14 protein-coding genes are annotated in these 16307 nt (G+C 53.9%); all 14 read right to left on the bottom strand.

From position 1 onward, the window contains the following. Positions 1 to 40: 40 nt before the first annotated feature. The 14 genes from NYE48_RS24040 to NYE48_RS24105 all read right to left on the bottom strand — a co-directional run bounded on the left by NYE48_RS24040 (position 41) and on the right by NYE48_RS24105 (position 16303). A complete protein-coding gene (locus NYE48_RS24040; RefSeq protein WP_341000722.1) occupies positions 41 to 667 on the bottom strand; it encodes a TetR/AcrR family transcriptional regulator in 627 nt (208 codons plus the stop codon). A 157-nt stretch (positions 668 to 824) separates the two neighbouring features. After that, positions 825 to 1016 (bottom strand): hypothetical protein, encoded by a 192-nt coding sequence (locus NYE48_RS24045; RefSeq protein WP_445324044.1) that lies wholly within the window; start codon positions 1014 to 1016, stop codon positions 825 to 827. A gap of 131 nt (positions 1017 to 1147) precedes the next feature. Then, the gene (locus tag NYE48_RS24050; protein ID WP_339323345.1) at positions 1148 to 1807 is read right to left on the bottom strand and encodes a response regulator transcription factor; all 660 of its coding nucleotides are present in this window, start codon (positions 1805 to 1807) and stop codon (positions 1148 to 1150) included. Next, on the bottom strand, positions 1785 to 4160 hold the full coding sequence (locus tag NYE48_RS24055) for a sensor histidine kinase (RefSeq protein ID WP_212949990.1): 2376 nt from the start codon (positions 4158 to 4160) through the stop codon (positions 1785 to 1787). Before NYE48_RS24055 ends, NYE48_RS24050 begins: the two co-directional genes overlap by 23 nt. 56 nt (positions 4161 to 4216) lie before the next feature. After that, positions 4217 to 4390 (bottom strand): competence pheromone ComX, encoded by a 174-nt coding sequence (gene comX / locus NYE48_RS24060; RefSeq protein ID WP_156124503.1) that lies wholly within the window; start codon positions 4388 to 4390, stop codon positions 4217 to 4219. Positions 4391 to 4547: 157 nt separating this feature from the next. Further along, positions 4548 to 5468 (bottom strand): polyprenyl synthetase family protein, encoded by a 921-nt coding sequence (locus tag NYE48_RS24065; protein ID WP_341000200.1) that lies wholly within the window; start codon positions 5466 to 5468, stop codon positions 4548 to 4550. A gap of 221 nt (positions 5469 to 5689) precedes the next feature. Next, positions 5690 to 6475: a hypothetical protein gene (locus NYE48_RS24070; RefSeq protein ID WP_341000201.1), complete on the bottom strand. Its 786-nt coding sequence runs from the start codon at positions 6473 to 6475 to the stop codon at positions 5690 to 5692. Positions 6476 to 6492: 17 nt separating this feature from the next. Beyond that, the gene (locus tag NYE48_RS24075; RefSeq protein ID WP_341000202.1) at positions 6493 to 7320 is read right to left on the bottom strand and encodes a SagB/ThcOx family dehydrogenase; all 828 of its coding nucleotides are present in this window, start codon (positions 7318 to 7320) and stop codon (positions 6493 to 6495) included. After that, on the bottom strand, positions 7304 to 8218 hold the full coding sequence (locus NYE48_RS24080) for a thiopeptide-type bacteriocin biosynthesis protein (RefSeq protein ID WP_341000203.1): 915 nt from the start codon (positions 8216 to 8218) through the stop codon (positions 7304 to 7306). Before NYE48_RS24080 ends, NYE48_RS24075 begins: the two co-directional genes overlap by 17 nt. Before the next feature lie 16 nt (positions 8219 to 8234). After that, entirely contained in the window at positions 8235 to 10172 is a 1938-nt protein-coding gene (locus tag NYE48_RS24085; RefSeq protein ID WP_341000204.1) for a TOMM precursor leader peptide-binding protein, read from the bottom strand. Next, entirely contained in the window at positions 10169 to 11500 is a 1332-nt protein-coding gene (locus NYE48_RS24090; protein WP_341000205.1) for a hypothetical protein, read from the bottom strand. The genes NYE48_RS24085 and NYE48_RS24090 overlap by 4 nt, the downstream gene beginning before the upstream one ends. Then, a complete protein-coding gene (locus NYE48_RS24095; RefSeq protein ID WP_212949976.1) occupies positions 11481 to 12581 on the bottom strand; it encodes a hypothetical protein in 1101 nt (366 codons plus the stop codon). The genes NYE48_RS24090 and NYE48_RS24095 overlap by 20 nt, the downstream gene beginning before the upstream one ends. Beyond that, positions 12562 to 15141, bottom strand: a complete 2580-nt coding sequence (locus tag NYE48_RS24100; protein ID WP_341000206.1) for a lantibiotic dehydratase — start codon at positions 15139 to 15141, stop codon at positions 12562 to 12564. Before NYE48_RS24100 ends, NYE48_RS24095 begins: the two co-directional genes overlap by 20 nt. Then, on the bottom strand, positions 15113 to 16303 hold the full coding sequence (locus NYE48_RS24105; RefSeq protein ID WP_341000208.1) for a M20 metallopeptidase family protein: 1191 nt from the start codon (positions 16301 to 16303) through the stop codon (positions 15113 to 15115). Before NYE48_RS24105 ends, NYE48_RS24100 begins: the two co-directional genes overlap by 29 nt. Between the last annotated feature and the right edge of the window lie 4 nt (positions 16304 to 16307).

A 16307-nucleotide genomic window follows, 5' to 3' on the forward strand; every position in this document is an offset into this window, starting at 1 on the left:
TCCACTCATTTCTATAGTTGGATTCGTCTCTAACATCTCTTTAATCTGTTTTGTACCGGTGAAAATAGTGACTGAACAGCATGTCGACCTGATCTTCCAGATCAGGCAGGCGAATCTCCGGCGCAGGCTCTTCCCCGCCCATGCCGAGGTAAGAGTTCATGATGACCGGGTAAAACAATGCTCCGTAAAGCTGGGCCATCATGCCGCGCACAACCGATTCGTCCGTTTCGCCCGTGATCTCCATTAACGTGTCCATCAGCTTTTCCGTCTTCATCACTTTGCTGTACCGGACATATTCGTTTTGGGAGCAGAGGATCAGCCGGCTCTGGTCAAGCAGCTCCTTGGCTAGGCCCGGATACTCCTGAAGATGCGAAATATACCGGCAAAAAAACTGCTTCAGCCGCTCAATCGGCTCCAGGTCATGTTCGTCAAGCAGGGCGAAGGCGTCCCCAAAAGTGCCTACGATGCTGCCGATGGCTTGTGCGATCAGTTTCTCCTTCGAGCCGAAATGGTAGTTGACCAGCGCCAAATTCGTTGCCGCCTTATCCGCAATTCTGCGCAGCGTAACGCATGCGATCCCTTCCTCCCGGATCAGCTCGACGGTGGCGTTTAACAAGTCTAATTTGGTATCGTTCCCTGCTGCGTTTACCGAGCTGTCTTCCTTCATCAAAGCGGGTTCCGTCCCCCTTTCCGGCCGTTTTTAAACAATGTTTAATACATCGTTTAATTTACCCGCCCAAATTTGGATTGTCAATATTTTCATACGGGAATTCACAAAAATCATAGTGCGTTAAAATGGTTGTTATTCGAAGCATTTTCACTCCTTATGCCAGCTTTGCCGAAGACGCTCCGTTTCCTCCGCGATCCGGGAGGGTTCGATTCGCTCGAACAAGAGCGCGAGACCGGTCAGTTTGCGCCACGAAAAAATCCGCATCCCGGCGTTCCGGTCCGTTTGCAATCAGGAAATGCCGGATGGAATCCGGCTCGTACCGCGCAAGCAGGCCGGGAACCCACACCGCCCATCGTTGACTCCTCTTGAAAATACAAAAAAGCCCTCATCCCCATAAGGGACGAGAGCCTGATTGCTCACGTGTTACCACCCCAATTCATCAATGCCTCGCGGCACTCACATCCAAGAACCCCGGAATTACACGAATTCCCCATTGTGGATCAGCCCGAGCCTTTTAGCCTCTACAATCGCCTCCGAGCGTGAACGCACGCCCAGTTTTTCGAAGATCCGGGTCAAATTGTACTCGACCGTACGCTGGCTCATAAGCAGCTTCGCGGCGATATCCTTGTTGCTGCTGCCGCCTGCGACCTCCTGCAAAATTTCCTGCTCCCGCTCATTAATGGAGACGTCCTCCATCGTCTTATCGTTGCGGATGGAAGAGAGCCGTACCTCGCTTCGCCGCAGCTGCCTCAAAAGCGAAACAGGTATTACCGCTTCCCCGCGGAGCGCGCAGCGGATCGCATTTAACAGCTGCTCCCGGCTGGCCGTTTTGCTTATGATGCCCGAAACCCCCGCCTCCACCAGCAAATTGAAATTCGAGCTGATCTCGTAGCCCGTATAGATCAGAATCCGAAAATCCGGATTGATGCCCATCAATCGTTTGGTAAGCTCCAGACCGCTGATCACCGGAATGTTAAGATCAAACAGCATGACGTCAAATTCCTGGGTTTTGGCTATTTCCAGCGCCTCCGGCGAATGATAGGAAACCGTTACTTCCATATCGGGGTCCTGTTCGATCATCGTTTTCGTACCCTCACAAACCGAAGGATGGTCGTCAACTAGCAAAATACGAATCATCGTTCTCTCCTCCTTCTTCACTGTGGGGATTCATCGGCAGCGTCAACTGAACTTCAAAGCCTTTGCCCGGTTCCGAATGAAAAACAATATCCCCGTCAAGGCTGCGCACGCGTTCCTTGATACCCGAAATCCCCATATGTTTGAACGAATCGGTAAGTTCCGTCAGCTGAAGCCCGCGGCCGTCATCCTTATAGTAAAAATACAATTCGCTGTCGCGCTGCTCCAGCTCGATCAGGATTTGGGACGCCCCCGCATGCTTGTCGGCGTTTCGCAGCAATTCCTGCACGATACGGTAAACCGCCAATATTTGCACGTCGTTAAGCTCGATGACGGTCGGTTCCGCCCGAAGCGTCACGGCATAATTGGAGCGGATCTGCTCCTGCTGAATCAGCTGTTCCAGCGCCTCCACGATCCCCATCTCTTTCAGGAGGGGCGGGCGCAGCTCGTTGCATGTCTGCCTGATCTGATGTATAACGTCGAGAAGTCCTTCTTTGATCTGGTCCAGCTGTTCCAGCAAGCCGTCTTCCATCGGGTAATCCAGCATCAGCGACTCCAGCTTCCGGTACCAGATGAGCTGATCCTGCAAAGCCGCATCATGCAGATCCGAAGCAAGCCGTCTGCGCTCGTTTTCGGAAAGGGTAAAAATCAGGCGGAGCACCCAGGATGGCGCCTCCCTCTGGCTTTTCATCTCCATTTCCAGGTTCTCGATCAACCCTTCGATCAAATACAGGTTTTCGTATACGATCCCGCTGTAATGGGCAATCGTTTTGAGCCAGTTTTTTTCGTCCATGTTGAGGCTCGTATGGTTAACCTTTTCGTCGATCCACAATACGTGCTGCGTTGTTCCGTAATTGCCCGTCACCAGCCCGGTGCCGACCGGCAGGCGAATCATATCTCCTACCGCCGGCTTATGGCCCAGTTTTTGCAGCGCGGCTTCGATCTCCGGAGCGGCTTTCCCGTCCCCCGAAACCGCAGGTCGGTCCATGCTTTTATCCTGAACGATTTTCAGAAAGGAGACATTCCGAACGGGCAAAATCATGCAGACCTCCCGCTCCAGCAGCTTCTCCAGATCGGAACGTTTCATCACCTTCGAAATCCGCTTGGAAAAGCGGTCGATGCTTCCTTGAAAATCATGAGTTTCCTTAAGAAAGTGAGGCCTGAGCCTATAGTCCATAAATTCCTTGGCGAACAAAAACAGCGTAATCATGAGGTAGACCAATAAAAAAATCTGAATCCACTTGACCCAGGTATATTGATCCTGATGCATAATTACGGCCATCAAACCGATGATGACCAAAGCCGGAATAAAAGAAATCGACGTATAATAAAAGAAGCGGTTCAGCACAAAGTCGATATCAAACAGCCTTTTCGTGATAAAGAGATAAAAATACACGACCGGAATGGCCACCAGAAAAATCGCCGTCAGCTTTGCCGGGGCAAAGGACAGGCCGAAAAAACCGGGAATCGCGTCAAACAGCAAAAATGGCAGAAAAGCAACCGTATGTCCGGTTAACGTAATTTTGAAAAGCGAGCGGAGCTCCCCGGAACGGTGCTTTATGAATTTGCTAATCAATTTGTAAACGATGACCACATTGGCGTACACGAAAAACACAAGCAGCGCCGTCGTCTCGTACGGATGGATCGGGATTCCGGGAATGACGCTCAGCACCATCATCATGCCGACCAACGAGGCGAACAGGTAAAACGCTCTAAGCCCCGCCCTGGTAATAAATCGTTCTTGATAGTTCCGAAGATAGGCCTCCATGAAGTGGATAAAGAAGACCGGTATGCTGGCGAAACTGATTCCGAGCGTAATTCTTCCGACGGGGTTCAGCAGCCCCGAAGCCGCCGAGCTGAAATAACTTAGACCAATGCTCAGAAAAAACAGGATCAAGAGCTTGGCAGCCCGGTCTTCCTTTTCCTTCTTGTATACATAAACCGAGAAAATCAGCAGCAGCACCAGAGATAAGCCGGGGATGACCAGATAAAATAACGTGCCGTACGCCGAAACGCCATGATCAACGGGCAGCGTCATCGTATACGAAGAACCGTCCGGGGCTTGACGTTCGATCTCGATGTGGTCTGCGCCTACAATGACTCCATACGTCCGGATCGCTTCCGATTGAAGGGGATCGGCTCCGTCCACATTGACCACGATGTCGCCGGGCTTAATGATGCCTTTGGCCCAGCTGTCGGGCTCGATGGCCGTCACGGCCATGCGGCCGTCCGCGTTCGGAGCGACGTCGATCCCCATGTCCCGCTGGTTGATGATGACGCCTGCCAAATATGCGACCAATACGATGAGTGCAATCCATCCTGCAGCAAGTTTGATGTTGTTCGTCCATTTCGACAATGAAGTAGGCCTCCAGATCACTTAATGTTGTATGGGGGTTTAAGCAACTTGAGAATTTAAGCCCAATATGCGCTTTTGCGGAGGGAGTCATCCGGTTTGCGCTCTTGCATGACATCCAAAAATGCGCGCTGTTCGAATGCCGACATGCCGGCCAGCTGCAGCTGTCCGTTTTGAATCCGGGCCATAAATTCAGGTTCCGTTACGATTTTGCGAATCATTTCTTTCAACATTGTCGTTTCCTCCCAATGGATCAATTTGCTTCCTTTGATTTCAATATATCAAGGCAGCATCCATTGCAAAACGACAACGTATCACGTATTTCCCGCAAATCGATTGCGTGGGAGTTTGCGGCATCATTGCGGTACCCCGAACAAGTTTATCGGCTTGTTAGCGCGCGGCTTCGATCATTAAGTCACGCCATTTCGCGTCCATATCCATGCCCTCGATGATGTTCAGAAACCGGTAATAGTGGGATCTCATCCGAACGGAAGTATATAATGCGGTGCCTGTCCGCTGCACCACGGCGCAAAACTCCTCTTCGCGATGCAGCACCTCCTCCGGTTGGAGGCGGCCCGCGAAATAGTCCACGATCCAGCGTTCATCCTGTTCCTCGGCAGTAGAAAGCAAAAACAGTACCGGGAGCGTTTTTTTGCGCCGCAAAAAATCATTTTTGTTTCCCCAATCCAGCAAATCCCTATAATCGTTTTTAATCTGAGCGGCGATGCCGACCTCCCTGGCATATTCGGCCACCCGTTCGTCGGCCTGTCCGGTAGCCAAAATGACTCCAATCATGCAGGCGCATACCAATAAGGCCGCCGACTTTTGCTCCACCATCTTCAGGTATTCATCCTCGTCGCGGGCGGCATTCAGCAGATCCAACGTTTGGCCGTTAATGGCCACCAGCATTTGACGGTTTAAAAAGGCTGCGGACTCATGCACCCTCTCCAGCGGAAAGTCGCTGTAAAGCAGCGTCTCCTGGGATAAGGTCAAAAAGCCGATGGCGAGGTTTAGCGCAATATCCTTCGAAAGCCGGTGCCAGGGCATTCCTCCATGGTCTTCATCCTGCAAATCGTCGATGATGTCCAGGCCAAGAATCATCAGCTCCACCGCTGCCGCAGCCCTGTAGACGGCGTCGCCTTCCCCGCCGAACATCCGGTAATGCAAAACGGTCATTTTGCCGAACAACAGGGATTCGGCTTGCTTCACCCGCAAAGACGCCAAAGCAGCCTCAAGCAGCATTTCGACTCTAAAAAACGCCTTTGCTTGGCCTTCCAATTCGGACATGATCCTGGGTTCAAATTGCTCCACGAACTCCCCTCCCGAAATTTCGCGATTTCCACCAATATTTAACTCTTATTTTAATGGATGATACAACTCGTTTCCATAGTTTTCCTAAAACTGCCCCGCAAAGCGGGGCCTTGGCTTCGAAGCGGATTCAGGTACTTAGCGGGGAGCCCCGAAATTGATAAACCCTATAATATTGAAAAAAAGCATCTGCAGGCCCTGGATCGGCCGGCAGACGCTTTTATTCAGCTTATTAGGCAATGGCAGCGGGAATAACGCGGGGTGATCAAACTCGTAAAACCGATCTCCCGATCGCGAAGCACCATTTTCCGCTCATGGACGGTAGAGAGCAATGTAATATAGGAGCTGTAGTGGTCGATCAGCGATTTAAGGAACTCCTCTTCCAGGAGCTGTCCGGCAGGCACCGACAACGGACTCGACCAACGGATATGATAAGCTTCGAGCTTGCGGACCATGCAATCCAGGCAAAAGGTTGGGTGAGTGACGTACATCGGCCCAATCTCGGCGATCCGGCCTTGCATGACACGGCACAGAAACAGGGTATCTCCCCGCTTGGCATCCATCTCCTGCTTCAGCTGCCGAAGCTGTCCGGGCTCGCGGTACAAGACCAGATAGTTTCTCGGAGCGTCAGTGTCTTTAGGCGGCGGGGTCTGCCACAACCGAAGGTCCAAGTCCGCGTCCGCGTATGCGATGACGGCAAACTCCGACCGCAAATATTCCCTGGCGACGACCAGCGACAATGAATAGAGATCCACGTCGGGGCCAACCTGCGAAAAGAACCGTTTGAACCTTTCCAGCCCTTCCGAGCGGACCCGGTCCACCAAAATCCCTTTATGGTACAAGTTTTGGACCCCCTGGGCGCCCGCAGGCAGGTCTTGGTTCTCCAAAATCCGCTTCAGCTTCTCGGGCTCTTGATGGGGAATCGTGTAAAGCGGATGGTCGCGGCGGTAACGGTTCATCACCCGCAAAGCCTTTTCGGCCGGCTCTAGTTCGAAAAAGGCATTAATCATTTGAATGTCCTCCTCCTTTACCCCAGCAGCATGGCGTACACGCAGTGCTGGTATTTTTGTTCACGCACCTGCAGCATTTCCTCCACTTTATCGGCAAAAAAGCCGCAGATGGGCAGCGTTCGTTTATCGAGCGCGGTGCTGATCAGCTGGATGTTCTGGGCGATGTGGCCTGCCTCGATCAATGCAAGCTTGTAAGACAACCGCCCGTATTTCCGGAAACTGTACTGCAGGTCTGCAATGAAAAACAGCAAAATCGAAACGCCTTCCAGCATGGAACTGCGGGCATCCGTTTTGTATAGCGTCATCGGAAGCATCCGTTCAAGCTCGCCTATTTCAAGAGAACCCCGATACCGGTAGAGCTCCTGCTGTACCGGCGCGTAATAGTACACGCCCTCCTCCAGCCCCTCCACGCCGCGGATATACATGTACAGCTTAATCGGATACATGGCGCCGCCCGAGGGATATGTACGCATCGCAATCACTTCTTCCGTTCCCCGGCTGCCCATATGGCGGTGAGTATCGCGGATTCCCGCCGACCAGGTCAACAAAGCGTTCACGTCGGATAAGGTCCACGTCTGCCCCATGCCGTTAATAAAGGTTGATCTTCGTTTAAGCAGCAGCCGGGCCAATTCGGCCTCCGCGTTTTCGGGAAACGCCGCTCCCCGCTCCAGCGCAATTTTCTCCAAATATTCAGGCAGGGGCACTTCATGCTTGGAAAAAACGTAATCGTCCAGCGGCCGCTGGTTAAAACGCCATGCGACGGACCGCGGTTCCTGATTCGCCAACTCCTCGAACAGCACGTCATAATCATAAAATTCGGAAAGCTCGTTATGAGACGGTTGCATTTACGTTCGCCTCCTGACCGGTATGGAATCTCCATAAGACTTCATAAAGCGCGTATTCATATTCCGGGCCCATCCCGAGACGGTTGTTCAGCATATGAAGATGCGAGTAGAATATCGACCTGACCTTTTGATCGTCTTCGATCGCATCCGCAATCGCGGAGCAGCCGGCGATCAGCCTTTCGCGCAACCTGCCGTACTCCTCATCGGAACGGATCAGGCGGGAGGCCGCTTCTTTCAGCCGGAGATAATCCTTCCCTGCTTGAACGAAACGGTCCGGAATCGGCATCCGTTCCAATTGATAGAGGCGTTTCCAGCTGTCCGCGCTTTTGCGGTAATAGGAAACCACGCCTCCAAGCCGGACGTTCCCGGCGAAAAAGAGATTCGCCAGCTCCTCCACGGCCGTCATGGCTACCAAAAAACGTGCCGTAAACGAAGATTGCTGCGTAAGTCGGAGAAGCCGAACGGCCATCCGGCTCGATTCAAGAAAAAGCGTCTCCGTCAGCGGCATCAGCCGCACTCCGCCATACCGCTCGTATTCCGGCTCATAAGGCTTTGCCACGATCTCCCCTTCCTCGTACCAGCCCAGCTGTTCAAGCGGCAACGGCACCCCGTCGAATTTATGATTGCGGAAGTACTCCTGCTTGGTGAGCCGGCTGCCGGCGGGATGCTGCCGTATCCACGATCGGGCCTTTTCGAACAGTTCTTCCGCATCCTGCCCTTCCGGACCGAGATAACGAATGCGGATATGCGGTCCGTCCTCCCAATATCTGAGAAAAAACCATTTTGAAATGTTCCCTTCGGCCATCCATCTCTCCATAAGATCGGCAAGCAGCAGGATAAGCCCGTCGTACATGGCGTAATTTTGATAATAAATCCGATAACTTTTCCAGGTTTCCATCGAATATCTCCTCCTATCAAGGAAAAGGATGCGGCTCGGGATTCACTTCAAACTCCCCGCAAAAGCCCCGCCGCATCCGCTCGCGGCTTAGCCGCTCGGGAATAACGCGCCGATGCTGATGACCGAAAGTCATCGGGAGCATGCCGGGCACAAGCACCTTGGCCGCATAAAGGCCGAATTTTGCAACCTCGCCGGGCGTCACGTCTGCCACGTATATATTTTCGTAATGCTGAAGCACTTCCGACGCCAACTGTTCCAAATCCTCCGCCAAATCCTCATGGGTAAAGCGGGAACTTTCATAAAATATTTCCCTATACGCTTGCCGGACCGGAAGTTTGGCGGATGCGTCCTGGTTCAGCAAGAATCCCAGACCTCTCCTGCAGTTTTCCTTGCTTGCATAATAAAGCACATGGTCCTCAAATTCCGTTACGGCTTCCGGCCGGCCTACCAGCTGCCGCACCCGCTCGCGCATCGCCTCATCCCGGCGAAGCGCATCTTCATAAATCGGAAGCGACGTAATGACCTCCATGGCGGCCGATTCAATGGCTTTTTCGGGAATAAAATGGGCCGCCGCCGCATTATAGGACTTCATCAGAGCATTCTTTCGGGTATCGTAAGCCACGGCCCATACGCTCGGCACCCGAAGCTCCATCGTAATATCGAAAAATCGGACTTGGATCCCTACCAGCTCCAGGAAGTAAAGGAGCTGTTTCAACTCGTCCAGGCCGGTATCCTCGATGTCAAGCTCCTGCAACGGGAGCCGGTTATACCAGGCGCAGAGGAAATGATCCCGTTCGATCAGTTCGAACAATCCGTGGAGCACCGCTTCTTCACGGGAGCTTCCTAACGCAAGTCCGTTCGAGCTGTCGTACACAAACCGATTGGTCTGGTCTCTGAAATGCCCGTCGGCGTAATAAACGAGCTGCTCGGGGACCAGAACCTCCCGCTTCTCCTTCAGCGAATAGGCCGGCGTCCAGTATATAGGCAGCTCCTCCGTGTAATGTTTCAGCCGGAATTCCGGATGTTTCTGATCGGCTTCGGTATGCAAGCCGAAATCCACCGGATTCGCCGCGATGGCGCGCACTTGGGCATAACTTTTCTTCTCGGCCGAAGGCGCCTCGTGAGCGCACATGCCGCAATACCGCTCGACAGCCTCCAGAACGGCCACCTTCTCGGCATCCGTCCGACGATAGGCTCTTCCGAACCCGGTCTCGACATATGCCGGACTCACCCGAATTTCGACGCCGCCTGCTTCGATCATGGAAGAGCGAAGCTCACGATAGCTGTGCGTCGCCGTCCCGCTCTCCCTGTCGAACCAACGCTCTAGGACCGCGTCGGTATCCGGGCCGGAATTCAGGCGGTATGTCCGGGGGTCTGGCTTAAATCCGCTTTGAAAACCATGGATGAATGGATTTTCGCGTTTTACGTCCGGCGAACATATAGGGCAATATCCGCTTCGGCTCAACACATAGGAATCGGCCCGCAATGCATCAAACTGGATATGCTCCGCCCGCTGGTCATAACGTGCAAGCAGTTCTCCTGAGAGCTGAAACGCCTCCATCATATCGACGACAAATTCGGCCGCTTGGGGATGCGGCGAAGACAGCCCCGGCTCCCCGTATGCGAGCGAAACGATATTTTCCCTGCCATTCGCCTGCAGCCTCCTCTTCAAGCAGGCGAAGCATACGCCGGACCGGTCTGCGACATACGGGCCTACCAGGAGCGTATTCAGCAATTGATGATAGAAAAATACGCCCCCGGCGGGCTGGGGAGCCGGTTGGAAAAACGGCGCGAATTCCTCTTCCTTGAGGCCGTCGGAGATGACGTGAAGGGGCATGCCCGGCTTGCCGGACCTCTCTTGGGTCAGTCGGTACAACATGCCGCGCCGGTCCATCTCGCCCAGAACTTGCTGGAGCAGCATGCCGCCCGTTTCATATAACAACAGCTCTTTCATGCTTGCTTCCCTCCTTTGCGGCGCAATTGAATCACGGATATTCCGCTGTCCTGAAGCAGCGGAATCCGCATCGCCCGTACCTCGTATATCCGGGTGATCAGCCGATACAGATCCTCCGCCCGGCAAGTCTCCGGACGGTCCAAGTTTCCGGGGGATTGCGTTTCGATCATCCGGAAACTTTCCGGACCCGCGGCCCGGATTCCGTTTTGGCGGACTAAGGCATAATAACGGATCAGAGCATCCTCAATCACCCGTCTGGACGCGGTGCCGTATACCCTGTCCGTCCACGTCTCCTCTTTAGGGCCTGCGGCCGCGCTCCACAGCGAGGTTCCAGGAATATGGTCCACATGGAGATACAGCTGCTCCTTCTCCTTTACGAAACGGTTGATCATGGCATCTATTCGCCCATTCCGGGCAAGTTCTGCATAAGGAATGACCTGTCTTTCCACCGGTCCCTGCTCCAAGGCATAGGTCGTCATCAGAAATTGGGCGAGCCGATGGAGCCCGTGCCGGGATCCGGCCACCACCAACCAGGCTGCCTCCGGATCCATCTTCTCCAATCGGAGTTCCAGATTGCGGCAGGATGCGTATACGATCTGCTCCGCGCCCGATTCCCCGGCAAAGAAACTGCCGTCATCCGCACTCGCGAGCTTGTAAGGGACCTGGATCCATTCATTCCGGCGGAATAGAAAGCTCGGAATGATGCGGCTTTCGAGGCGCTCCATCGCATCGATCATTGCGGTCCATTCGAAACGGTCCTCTCCGGGGAACAGTTCCCGCAAATCTAGTTCTTCCAATGCGTAGTCGCTTAACAGTTCTTTTTCTTCCACGATCCGTTTGGCGTCCATGGCAATCGCAAGAACGGTCTTGGCTTCTTCATTTCCTGCATCCCCCGCACGGGCCCGGCTTGCGGCTGCCAAATGCCCTGCGTAAATATTGAGCAAAAGATCGTCCTTTTCCTGCGGGCCGGCTTCGGCAGCTGCCATCAGCTCCGCATAGTTTTGTGGAGTCACGTTTCGGAACAGCACCGACGTTGCGCCGTCAAGATGCAGCATCTGCCACTGGCCGGAAGCCGGAGGAAACTCCGTTTCCAATATTCTGGTGCCGGCCGCAGCAGAGGCCGGTTGCTGAACGGGGCTCCCGGATGTTTTCCTTTTTAGAAGACGATCCGCCAAAGTCTGGTCGATCTCGGCCATTCTGCCCGGCTTGCCTCCAAGCACGGCTTCTTCCAATATCCGCTGGGTTTCCGGCGGCATTTGCAGGCGGTGAAGCCCCTTCTTTTCATACAGATAAAGCCGGTCTTCCTGCTTAATCAGCCAGTTTGCCATAATCGGTATCACCTGCCATCTTCATTTCCAAATATCGATATGCAGCCCGCCAGTCCATGTCGAAGCCGCTCTCCACGCATTCCGCCACCAGTCCCGTAATCCGCTGCCTCCGCAGCGAAGAGATGCCCAGCAGCGGCATCAGCGAGTACAAAGCGGAAGCCACGAACCGGTATACAATAAACCCTTTATCGTGGTAATGCCGTAAAAATTGCGGATTCGAATAAAATGTCCGGTGAAATTCGCTCACTTCGTCATGACGTTCGAAAAAATCATCGCCATGCGTCAGCTTCTCCACCTCCAGCTCTCCCCCGTCATAAGCCTGCGCCAGCATCGCCGAAAGCGAATGGACGAAGATTTTGAACCGCCCGAAGAGGAACTCCCGCTCAAAGATCCCGTTCGAAAATTTCTGAACGCCGTCCGCGATAAATTCCTTTTCGACTTCCGACCGGCCCAATAGCGCCGCCCGGATTTTCGCTTCGATGGCCGGATTCTTTTTCATGGCTTCGATCTGGGTTTTAAAGTATTCGAAATTCGAACGCAGGGATAAATAGCCGACTTTGAGCCCTCCCGGACTGCCGCTGCCTGTAATGAGAAATATTTTGGCGAATTCCACGTTCTGCCTGTCTTCCGAAAGCTTGTTCCAATCCTCGTAAATGTCCGCAAGCAGCTGGCTTTTCAGCAGCTCCATCCCGTAATTGATCCTGGGGCTGCACAGCGGATTTCCGCCGGTCAGCCGCTCTTCCTCCTTCACAACCACTTCGCCGTCCCGGCACAAGGGTAAATAATCCCCGGAGTACCTCTCCATACCGGCAAGCTTATGGAGCATCTTCTCGTATTTTTCATATTCCTCCGCACTGCGCGGTTTAGCATAACGTTCCGCGGTCCGCCGGATCATCCGTTCAAGCCCTTGGTCGGCCTCGGACACGGGGAGCGTCGTCTTGACATGGAAGCCGTTCACCCAGCTTTTTTGCAATATGGCATTTTTCAGGCTCCCCGCCTGGATATACCGGACGATGCCTCGAAGCAACGACGCCGACGCCTCGCTGTCGTACAAAAAGCAGCTAATGGTTCGCAGCCGCATCGCCGTACACCTCCCCGCAAGTAATTTCGTAAGTGTACTCCCTGACGCATTCCTGTTTCGGATCCGCCACGGGAAACTCTTCTTCGAGCATCAGGTACCCGGTCTTACCCGCCAGTTGAATCAGCAGGTGGAACAACAAAGGCGATGAGAGGTTAATGAATTGCGGCTTGCGTTCGCCCCCTTCCGTGACTTCCTCCATCTCCGCCATGAATGCGCGGACATAAAACCGGCTGGGCACGCCATGTTCCTCCATGAAATCAAGCACCCGCTTCCAGGAGCCGAACCGATCCTTTTCTTTATACAGCTCAAGCAAAGTTTTGGCAGGAATCAGCCATTTGGCGCGGGAAACGATTAACTCGGAATCCCCGAAGCTGATCCGCGGGACGCGAATGGTTGCATCATCATGCCCCTCCCAATGTTTCAGCCGTTCGCGGATGACCAGCTCCCCAAGGTCAAAATAACTTGTTCCATGGGAAGACAACACGTCAAAAGTGGTTAAAATAGCCGGTGCGGCGACCAGGACAAGCGTACCCAAAAATTGCGGGCGCACAACCTCTCCGGTCTCCTTCTCAAAAAACTCCACGCTCCCTGTGGAAGCATTGTATCTCAGGCCCAAATCCAACCAGGAAAGGAACCGCTCGGATTCCGTCATCGATTGGATCGGCAGCGCGATCTCCCTTTCGACCGTTTTTTTCCGGATGTTCGCGTTAAAGCCAAACGTGTTCCGTATATCCGCCACCCGGTTGCCGTCGAAGCATTCGCTCAAGTATTCGCCATAGGCGGTTCCCGTATCTTTCAAATATTTGAGGAATCTCGCAAAATAGATCGAGAAGCCTTTATACATATGGTTAACGACCATACGTTCACCGTCTTCCTGCACGAAAAAGGAATGGGAAAGCAGCCGCTCGCCGAGCACCTTCTCGATTTGCCGCAGCCACCGGGAAATGTGGTCGTCCGGAATAACGATTTCCTGTCGATCCCCTGCCCCGGTCAGAAAAGATGCCAACTCTCCGGCAATGTCATGCAGGCTGCGAATGCGCGGATGCATATATGCTTTATTCCAGTTGAAAAAGCCGTAGGTCTCTTTCATCAGTTCGGTATCCGAAAAGATCACCTGGGCCATATCCCTGAGCATTCTCGAAGCTTCCTGCGAATTGCTTGGTACAAAGGATCTGCCGTAACGCTGCCGGAAAAATTCGCCTGCGGCAAACTGCATTTTGACGACGGTGTCAAAACACATCATCAGCCATTGGTATTGCGACAGCCGATTCAGCTTATGCTGTTGCTCGCGGTAGCTGCGAGCGGTCACCTTTTCGTCGATGCCGTCAATATACAGCATGCTCCGCCGCGGGATCGGATCCATGCCGAACATCGCGGACAGTTCCTCAAGGGCTTCATACAGCCGTTCCGCTTTGGTACGGTCAAAGGACGCCTCCAGTTCTGCGGTCAGCTTGCGCAATTGCCGAAACGCGTTCAGGCACGGGTGTACGATGCCGTAATGCTCAAGTTTTCGGATGAGTTCAGCCAACAGCTCGCCGGATTGTTCGTTGAGCACGTCGGTGCGTTCAAGAACGCCGCTTCCGATCAGGTGGCGAAGCGTGCCGTCCGCTTGATCCCCTTCAATGCCGAGACCGGTAAGGGTTGATTTCAATTCGTCGTACGAAAGCGAGCCGCGATCCGACAATTTGCCAAAAAGAGCCCTGAGAGCTCCGCCCGAACGCAGCGTCACAAGACCCTGTCTGGATTTGTAAAGCTGCCGCTCCCCCTTCGCATTTTGCAGCACCGTAATGTAATATTTGCCTTCCAGCTCCACGCATGTGGCGTTCAGCCGGTAATGCAGGCGGGTCATAAGCTCGGGCTCCAGGCACAGCCTGTCGAATACTTGAAGGATCAGCGAATCGTTGATCCGGGGATACAATTTTTTGCATCCTTCCTTTCCCGCGCCGTCGAAGCTGCCCATCCCGGAGTACGTCAGATTGGCGAAAGGGCTCGTCTTCATGCTGGCCCGGGTTAAAAATTTGATTAAGGTATAGTCGAGCTTTCGCAAGCTGCGGTCATGCTGCTCCACCGGCGTCTGCAAATATTTTTCCAATTTGGGCACGATGGCGCTGTTCATGAACATGACGGCATCGCATAGTTCCGGATCTTCCCGGTAGACGTCGTGCAGCCATTGCCGGTCGGCGCTGGAAAGCTCGCCAAACTCTGCTTCAATCGCTGTCATATCGGACTGCGCGGCTTCACGGGCGGCAAATACGCCCTCCACCTTTTCCCGCAAACCTGCAGGAAACCAATGCTTCACCCGCTCGTAACGGCCTTGGGCCGAAGGCCGGGTATTAAAAAAATCACGCTTGAAGCGGATCGCCTCCATGCGGTCATGATCCTCCGCGATGCCGGCAATTTCATGCTCCATTTCTTCGATAACTTCTTTGACCCGGGGCTCGAGCCGGGTTGCCCGCGCTTTGGCTTCCGCATACCTTTCGGCCAAATCGCCCAGATAATGAGAGACCCGCCGCAGCGGAAAATGGGTTTCCCTATAGATATAAAGGGGGGATACTTTCATCGTTTTCACTCCCGGTTTCGTAAAGTCGTGTTCTTTCGGCCCGTTTTTCAGCCTGCTCGAACATCCGGACAATCGCCCGCAGGCTTTCATATCCGTACAGAAGGGCCTCTTCGCCAATATCGAACGACGCCGTATGCACCGCGTTATGTTCCCTTATATAGGCGCCTATAAAGAAATAACAGGTCCGAAGGCCCGGCAAATCCCTGGCATAGAAAGCAAAATCATCGCTTGAAAATAAAAAGGGCGAGTTCAACACCGACTCCTGACCGAATCTCTTGCCGAGCAAGCCCCGGATCCGTTCCGCCAATATGGGGTCATTGGCATACGCAGGATACTCCGAGACGACCCGGTTCCACAAAACGCTGCGCACGGAACCGTTGTGCTGCATCCGGTGGAGCAGCTGGGCGTATCCGCTGCGGTTCGCTTCCTCATCCGCCGATCGGAACGATAGGAAAAACGTTATCCGGTCAGGAACCGCATTGTAGTAGCCGTTCGTTTCGATATGCGTAACTTTACAGATGCGGCGCTTATCGTTATATTCCCGCTGGAACGCATGGACTTCGGCCAACAGCTCCATAACATCCTGTTGGTCCGCCGCATGGCCGGAGGCGAGCTCCAATCCGAGCTCGGCCGTCAGGGCGCCGGCAAGCGCCGTGCCGCCCCGCAGCGCGAAGTATCCCGGATACAAATCAGGCGTGACATGGACCGCGAACATATAACCGATATCCCGGCCCCGCAGGAGCGGAACAAGCTCCCGCGCGCCTCCCAGCACTTCCTCGGCCGCCTGAAAGATGAAGACCAGATTTCTGCGGGGACCGACCTCATCCGCCCATCGCAGCAGCTGCAATAAAATCGACATGTGGGCGTCGTGGCCGCAGGCATGATTCATGCCGGCATGGCGGCTTCTATAGTCGAGCTCCTTATCGTCCCGGATCGGCAGTCCGTCCAGCTCAGCCCGAAACGCTATGGCCGGTAGTTTCGACCCGCCGTCATAAGACGCAATCAAGCCTTTGTCGGAATGATGGTCGATGCGAATCCGCCGGGTATGCTGACGGATGTAATGCTCGACATAAGCCCTCGTTTTGATTTCCTTCCCTGCCGGCTCCGGAATCCGGTGAAGTTCTCTCCGAATTCTCCGCAGTTCTTCGAATACGTCCGGCATGGCG

The sequence above is a fragment of the Paenibacillus sp. FSL M7-1455 genome (genome assembly GCF_038004655.1).
Classification (GTDB): Bacteria; Bacillota; Bacilli; order Paenibacillales; family Paenibacillaceae; genus Paenibacillus_AQ; species Paenibacillus_AQ cookii.

Excerpts from the sequence above, each read along its gene's own strand:
- NYE48_RS24040 (WP_341000722.1), bottom strand. The coding sequence starts at position 667 with ATGAAGGAAGACAGCTCGGTAAACGCAGCAGGGAACGATACCAAATTA.
- NYE48_RS24050 (WP_339323345.1), bottom strand. The coding sequence starts at position 1,807 with ATGATTCGTATTTTGCTAGTTGACGACCATCCTTCGGTTTGTGAGGGT.
- comX (WP_156124503.1), bottom strand. The coding sequence starts at position 4,390 with ATGTTGAAAGAAATGATTCGCAAAATCGTAACGGAACCTGAATTTATG.
- NYE48_RS24070 (WP_341000201.1), bottom strand. The coding sequence starts at position 6,475 with ATGATTAATGCCTTTTTCGAACTAGAGCCGGCCGAAAAGGCTTTGCGG.
- NYE48_RS24075 (WP_341000202.1), bottom strand. The coding sequence starts at position 7,320 with ATGCAACCGTCTCATAACGAGCTTTCCGAATTTTATGATTATGACGTG.
- NYE48_RS24080 (WP_341000203.1), bottom strand. The coding sequence starts at position 8,218 with ATGGAAACCTGGAAAAGTTATCGGATTTATTATCAAAATTACGCCATG.
- NYE48_RS24085 (WP_341000204.1), bottom strand. The coding sequence starts at position 10,172 with ATGAAAGAGCTGTTGTTATATGAAACGGGCGGCATGCTGCTCCAGCAA.
- NYE48_RS24090 (WP_341000205.1), bottom strand. The coding sequence starts at position 11,500 with ATGGCAAACTGGCTGATTAAGCAGGAAGACCGGCTTTATCTGTATGAA.
- NYE48_RS24095 (WP_212949976.1), bottom strand. The coding sequence starts at position 12,581 with ATGCGGCTGCGAACCATTAGCTGCTTTTTGTACGACAGCGAGGCGTCG.
- NYE48_RS24100 (WP_341000206.1), bottom strand. The coding sequence starts at position 15,141 with ATGAAAGTATCCCCCCTTTATATCTATAGGGAAACCCATTTTCCGCTG.
- NYE48_RS24105 (WP_341000208.1), bottom strand. The coding sequence starts at position 16,303 with ATGCCGGACGTATTCGAAGAACTGCGGAGAATTCGGAGAGAACTTCAC.